This is a genomic window from Microcoleus sp. LEGE 07076 (assembly GCF_015207455.1).
In the GTDB taxonomy this organism is placed as follows: domain Bacteria; phylum Cyanobacteriota; class Cyanobacteriia; order Cyanobacteriales; family Microcoleaceae; genus Microcoleus.
Window position 1 is genome coordinate 1 of sequence record NZ_JADEWV010000462.1, and the last position, 1,420, is coordinate 1,420.

Here is a 1,420-nt window from a genome sequence, read left to right on the forward strand (position 1 = left end):
AGAGAAGCCTTCAATTACTTTTTTGAACTACTTGCAGAATTTAACCAAGGAGAAAAGCCCTCAGAACCCCCCTCCCTCAAAGAATATGCCTGGAAAAATCCTCAAGCTACACCCTCAATTACAGCAGACAACAATTTTTATCAGCTTTTAGATAAAATCAAAAGTAGACCCGCCCTTTATCTTGGCAAGCGTTCTATCTTTAGTCTGCAAGCTTTTTTAGATGGTTACACTTGTGCCTGTCGCCAACTCGGAATTCCTGTTACTGAACAGGAACAAGAATTTGCCGAATTTCAAGACTGGATAGAAAACCAATTTAACCAGCAATCTACCCGGTCTTGGGCGCGAATTATCCTTTTTTATTCAGAAGATGAATCCCAAGCGCTTGATACATTTTTTCAGCTATTTGAAAATTTTTTACAGCGCGAATCCTCGCTTGATGCCGACACAATCTCTCGCCACCAGCCACCCCAAAAATGGTAATAAAAAGCAGCTAAATTCAATCCTTGAAAACTTATCCGAAGAAGCGCTTGCCCAACTTCGTGAAGAAGCCGAATCTTTGCACCAACAAGAAAAAAGCCCAGTATAGAACCGCTTTGAGATCTTGAGGGCGATCGCTCGCAAGCAAGCAGTCGAGCGCCCCCAAAAGCTCTTTTTTGAGGTCGTTTTATCATTTGTGGTCGTCGTCAGAAATTGTCACCACAGTATAACTAATAATTTTTCGAGGCGGGTAACTTCATAATTGCGATCGTTATTTTCACTCTCGCAACTGAAATTATGACTTTTTTGCATATTTTATGAGCCGGAAGTCAAGGCTTGTTGCCTTGATAGCCGGAAGCTGACAATCCTGCTGAGGGAAAAATAACGATCGCGCAGATTCTCCTGCGATCGCAGAAAGTGAGTTTCTTTCTCCCCATCATAAAGGGGGTAGCTGACCCGGATGTGGTATAATCAGAAGATTTCAGTGCCCAAGCCAAAAAGCGTTCTGTGTAATACAAAGCCAGTTGATTGCTCACACCATTAAAAACCGCATCAAAGGCGTGCTCAGCCCAAGGAATTTCGAGCATTACCGCACGATTGCCAGTCGCTCGTAATTGTTCGTAGAGAGAGCGTCCAAACTTGGCTTCAACTATATGGTCGCGACCTGCATAAACCAGTAGAGAAGGGGGAAGGTTGGGTTTAACATAATTGATGGGAGAAGCTTCAAGGTAAAGCTCTCTTAATTGGTCGGGGGTTCCTCCCAGAAAGTCACGCAGAATGGCTCGGACGTTTAGGGGGTCGGGAAAAGGTGGGTCATAATATCCCCGGAGCAGGTTATTTGGCCCGTAGTAATTCACTACTGCCCGAACTGGAACTGTAGTTGAACGATAAGCATAAAGCGATGCTAAATGGGCACCGGCTGACCTTCCCATCAGAGCAATTC

Annotated in this window: 2 protein-coding genes; one reads left to right on the forward strand and one right to left on the reverse strand. The window is 44.4% G+C overall.

Features of this window, described 5'->3' with window-relative positions:
* Nucleotides 1-480: hypothetical protein (locus IQ270_RS30255; RefSeq protein ID WP_228056847.1), on the forward strand; the 480-nt coding region annotated here is incomplete at its 5' end.
* A gap of 326 nt (nt 481-806) precedes the next feature.
* Here IQ270_RS30255 and IQ270_RS30260 read toward each other — a convergent pair.
* The coding region (locus IQ270_RS30260; protein WP_193976778.1) for an alpha/beta hydrolase at nt 807-1,420 on the reverse strand (614 nt) is incomplete at its 5' end.